The sequence below is a fragment of the Acidovorax sp. HMWF018 genome, from assembly GCF_003061035.1.
In the GTDB taxonomy this organism is placed as follows: domain Bacteria; phylum Pseudomonadota; class Gammaproteobacteria; order Burkholderiales; family Burkholderiaceae_C; genus Acidovorax; species Acidovorax delafieldii.
Genome location: NZ_QAIM01000431.1, coordinates 3,286 through 7,701, shown reverse-complemented (window position 1 = coordinate 7,701; position 4,416 = coordinate 3,286). Strand labels below are relative to the sequence as shown.

At 67.7% G+C, this 4,416-nt stretch carries 6 protein-coding genes; 2 read left to right on the top strand and 4 right to left on the bottom strand.

Annotation, left to right across the window (positions count from 1 at the left end; translation table 11 throughout):
* On the top strand, positions 1 to 570 hold a 570-nt coding region (locus DBR23_RS18040), incomplete at its 5' end, for a TetR/AcrR family transcriptional regulator (RefSeq protein ID WP_233250540.1).
* Between the two features lie 9 nt (positions 571 to 579).
* On the opposite strand, the gene DBR23_RS18035 is transcribed toward DBR23_RS18040, so the two are convergent.
* Together DBR23_RS18035 and DBR23_RS18030 are read right to left on the bottom strand one after the other, a co-directional pair.
* Positions 580 to 807 (bottom strand): SlyX family protein, encoded by a 228-nt coding sequence (locus tag DBR23_RS18035; RefSeq protein WP_008906148.1) that lies wholly within the window; start codon positions 805 to 807, stop codon positions 580 to 582.
* Between the two features lie 7 nt (positions 808 to 814).
* On the bottom strand, positions 815 to 2,005 hold the full coding sequence (locus DBR23_RS18030) for a PLP-dependent aminotransferase family protein (protein ID WP_056064292.1): 1,191 nt from the start codon (positions 2,003 to 2,005) through the stop codon (positions 815 to 817).
* Between the two features lie 125 nt (positions 2,006 to 2,130).
* On the opposite strand from DBR23_RS18030, the gene DBR23_RS18025 reads away from it, so the two are divergent.
* Positions 2,131 to 2,610 carry a GyrI-like domain-containing protein gene (locus DBR23_RS18025; RefSeq protein ID WP_108499137.1) on the top strand — a complete coding sequence of 160 codons (480 nt, stop codon included), beginning with the start codon at positions 2,131 to 2,133 and terminating at the stop codon, positions 2,608 to 2,610.
* A 51-nt stretch (positions 2,611 to 2,661) separates the two neighbouring features.
* On the opposite strand, the gene DBR23_RS18020 is transcribed toward DBR23_RS18025, so the two are convergent.
* Both DBR23_RS18020 and DBR23_RS30980 read right to left on the bottom strand, forming a co-directional pair.
* On the bottom strand, positions 2,662 to 3,639 hold the full coding sequence (locus DBR23_RS18020; protein WP_108499136.1) for a tripartite tricarboxylate transporter substrate binding protein: 978 nt from the start codon (positions 3,637 to 3,639) through the stop codon (positions 2,662 to 2,664).
* Between the two features lie 89 nt (positions 3,640 to 3,728).
* Positions 3,729 to 4,416 (bottom strand): amidase family protein (locus DBR23_RS30980; protein WP_255581762.1); only part of this gene is annotated, 688 nt, incomplete at its 5' end.

The window sequence follows — 4,416 nt, the reverse complement described above, 5'->3', positions numbered from 1 at the left end:
CGCCCGACCTGGCCGAGGCCGCACGGCGCCGCAACCAGGCGCTGGTGGCCTGGTTCGAGCCGCACCGCCGATCCGGCGCGCTGCGGGGCCAGCGTGGGCAGCATCTATCACCACTTTGGCAACCGCGACGGCATCGTGGCAGCGCTGTTCTTCGAGATCTTTCACGACCAGTCGCGCAGCGTGCAGGCGCACCTCGATGCCGCCCAGGGCGTGGAGGCGGGCGTGTTGGCCCTGGTCACGGGCTACCTGGATTGGGTGGTGGCGCAGCCCGAACGGGCGCGGTTCATGTTCCAGGCGCGCAGCGCAGTGGCAGCGGGCCCGCGCACGCCCGACCTGGCCGAGGCCGCACGGCGCCGCAACCAGGCGCTGGTGGCCTGGTTCGAGCCGCACCGCCGATCCGGCGCGCTGCGCGACCTGCCGTGCGAGCTGATGCCATCGCTGGTGATGGGGCCGGTGCAGAGCTATTGCAGGGCCTGGCTGTCGGGCAACGCTGCCCAGGGCTGCCTGCCGTCACCCACCACCTACCGCACAGAACTGGCGGACGCAGCCTGGCGGTCCGTGAAAGCCTAGATCTCTAGATCAGTAATGCGGCGGCAGCTCGTCGCGCAGGTTGCGCGGGCCGTTCGAGCCGCCTTCGGGCGCCTGCTGGCGCAGCTGGATGACCTCGTGCGTCAACCGATCGATCAGTTGCTGCTGCTGGTAGATGGTCATGTTCAGCTGGTCCAGCAGGTCTTCGGTAAAGCTGGCCTTGATCTCCAGGCTTTCGAGGCGCTGGAGAACGTTGGCGAGATCGTTGGTGTCGGACATGGAGGCGTTAGATCGCCTGGCCCAGGCGCGCGACGCCTTCGCGGATCTTGTCCACATCGGCCGTCGCGAACGACAGGCGGAAGGTGGCGTGGTCGGGGTTGGCGCAGAAGAACGGCGTGCCGGGCACAAAGGCCACGCCCTTTTCAATCGCGCGCTTGGCCAGCACATTGCCGTCGGCCACCTTGCCGCCCGCACCCGTGAGGCGCGCCCACACGAACAGGCCGCCCTGGGGCTGCACAAACTCGATGGCATCGCCCAGCTCCTTGCGCAGCGCATCGCCCATGGCCTGGGCGCGCTCGGCGTACACCTTGCGCACATGGGCCAGCGTGCCGGGCATGCGGCCGGCCTTGAGGTACTGCGCGGCCGTGGCCTGCGCAAAGGTGCTGGTGTGTGCATCGCTGAACTGCTTGCACATGGTGGCCTTGCCCAGCAGTTCAGCCGGGGCAATCATCCAGCCCACGCGCAGGCCGGGCGACAGCACCTTGCTCAAGCTGCCGCAGTGCACCAGCAGATCGCGGCTGCCGGGCACGGTGGCCGACAGGTTGAGCAGGCTGGGTGGCGGCGCGTCGCCAAAGTACAGATCGCCGTAGGGGTCGTCCTCGACGATCAGGGTGTTGTGCTTCACGGCCATCTCCAGCACGGCCTTGCGGCGCTCCAGGCTCAGCATGGCGCCGCTGGGGTTGCCGAAGGTGGGGATCAGGTAAACGAATTTCGGCTTGTGTTCGGCGATGAGCTTTTCCAGCTCGTCGGTCTTCACGCCGTTGCCGTCGATGGGCGCGCTGATGAGTTCGGCGCCGTACAGGCGAAAGCACTGGATGGTGGCGAGGAAGGTCGGGCCTTCCACAATCACCTTGTCGCCGGGGCTGATGAGGGTCTTGCCCAGCAGATCCAGCGCCTGCTGGCTGCCGGTGGTGACGATGAGGTTGTCGGCCGCGACATCCTTGGCGCCCTTGCTGGTCATGAAGGCGGCCAGTTGCTCGCGCAGCGGGTTGTAGCCCTCGGTGGCGCCATATTGCAATGCTGCGCCGGGCTCTTCGGCCAGGGCGGCGTTGCTGGCTGCGCGGATGCCTTCCACGTCAAACATCGCGCTGTCCGGAAAGCCACCCGCAAAGCTGATGATGCCGGGCTTGCCCAGCAGCTTGAAAAGCTCGCGAATGGCGGAGGTTTCTACGTTGTTCAGGCGGTCGGCAAATTGCATGGCGTGGACAGAAGTGGTTGGCAACAAACCGTGCATTGTCGCCAATTGCGGCGCAGGATTCATGCGGTGTCCGTCCGACAGGCTCTAAACTGGGTTTTCCCTCCACCGCCATAGCCCCGCCCGCCATGACCCTGACCCTCCGCACCCTGCCCCGCATGCGCCTTGCCACCATGCGCCACACCGGCGCCTACGGCCACCCGGGCCTGACCGAGTTGTGGGAGCGTTTTGGCAGCTGGTGTGCCGCCCATCGGCTGGATGATCCGCGCCCCAAGTTCTATGGCTTCAGCCACGACGACCCGGCCTGCACGCCGCCCGAGCAGTGCCGCTATGACGCAGCGGTGCAGATTGGCGTGGGCCTGCGCACCGGGCCCGATGTGCAGGTGATGGACTACGAAGGCGGCGACTACGCCTGCATGCACTTTGTGGGCACGGGACCCGAGATTGCCGCCGCCTGGGCGCAGATGGGCACGCCGGGCCAGATCCCCGACGGCTGGGAATGGGAGCCCCGCGCTGCGCTGGAGATCTACGACGAGGACTTTGCGGTGGACCCGGCCACGGGGCGCTTTCCGTGCTGGCTGTGTATTCCGGTCAAGCGGACGCGCTGAATCCCATCGGGTTGCGCTGACGGGCCGGGTAGCCCTTTTCAGCGCGGACCGTCAATCCACCCGGATATCCGCCCGTGCCGCCACGGCGCGCATCAGTGGCAGCTCGCGCTCAATGCGCGCGCGCAGCGCGTCGCCATTGCCACCCAGCGGCGTCAGGCCGATGTCCACCATCTTCTTCTTGAACTCCGCCGAGGCCATGGTCTCGGCCAGGGCCTTTTCCAGCTTTTTCTGCACGGGTGCGGGCAGCCCTGCGGGCCCCACAAAGGCAAACCAGGAACCCATGTCAAAGCCGGGGTAGCCGCTTTCGGCCACCGTGGGCACGTTGGGCAGCAGGGCCAGGCGCTGCGGGCTGAGCGCCGCAATCGCCTTGATCTTGCCGGACTTGATGAGCGGGGTGGATGCCACCACGGTGTCCACCGCCAGTTGCACCTGCCCGCCCATCAGCGCCGTGAGACTGGGCGAGCTGCCGTTGAAAGGCACATGCATCATCGGAAAACCTGCGGTGGTCTTGAGCATCTCGGCGCCAAAGTGCACCGACGAGCCCGTGCCATAGGAGCCGTACGAGAACTTGTCCGGCGCGGCCTTGGCCTGGGCCACGATGTCCTTGAGCGACTGCCCCGGGGTGTCGTTGTGGGCCACCAGCAGCAGCCCCATGTCGGCCACCAGGGCCAGGGGGGTGAAGCTCTTGACGGGGTCGTACGGCAGGTTGGTGCGGATGGCCGGGTTCATGGTGAGCGTGGTGTTGGACCCGAGCAGCAGCGTGTACCCGTCAGCGGGCGCCTTGGCCACCATGGACGCCGCCACCACGGTGCCCGCGCCGGGCCGGTTCTCGACCACCATGGGCTGCCCCAGACGCTCCCCCAGGGCCGTGGCCAGCAAACGTCCCAGGATGTCGGTGGCTCCGCCTGGGGCAAAAGGCACGACCAGCTTGATGGGCCGGTCGGGGTAAGTCTGTGCCTGCGCCAGGCCGGGCGCGCCCAGCACCAGTGCGCTGAGCAGAAGACTCGATACGAAGCGGGAACGCAGCATGGTGAAGCTCTCCTGAAAGCACGTTGACAAAAGCGGGGGGGTAGCGGGGGTTCACGGTGGTGACGGAATGGCGAGCAGCGAGGCCCAGGTCACCCCAGCAAGGGGCTGCGCTGGCGCGCGTACCCACTGGCCTGGTCGTAGGCATGGCCGATCTGCAGCACGGCGGCGTCAGACTGTGCCGGGCCGATGATCTGCAGCCCCGCAGGCAGGCCGCCGGGGCCAAAACCTGCGGGGGCTGCCAGCGCGGGCAGGCCGGCCATGGTGGCGGGCACCACGGTCTCCATCCAGCGGTGGTAGGTGTCCATGGTGCAGCCGCCGACCTCGTGGGGCCAGTCCAGCCCGGCATCGAACGGGAAGACCTGGGCAGCGGGCAACACCAGAAAATCGAATTGCTCGAACAGGCCGCGCAGCACCTGGTACCACGCGCTGCGCACGCGGGCCGCGTCGTACACCTGCAGGGCCGTGAGGCGCATGCCACGCTCGATCTCCCACACCGCCTCGGACTTCAGCAGTGCATGCGTGGCCGGGTTGCGATACAGGGCCGCATTGGCCCCTGCCACGCTGAAGCTGCGCAGATCGATCCAGGCGTTCCATAGCTGCTTCAGGTCGAACGCGGGCACCACGGCCTCCACTGTGCAGCCCACGGTGCGAAAGTGCTCCAGCGCGAGCTCGCAGGTGGCCAGCACGCCAGGCTCGGTGGGCAAATGGCCACCTAGGTCACCCAGCCAGCCGATGCGTGCACCGCGCCAGTCGCGCTCCAGCGGCTGGCCCAGCAGG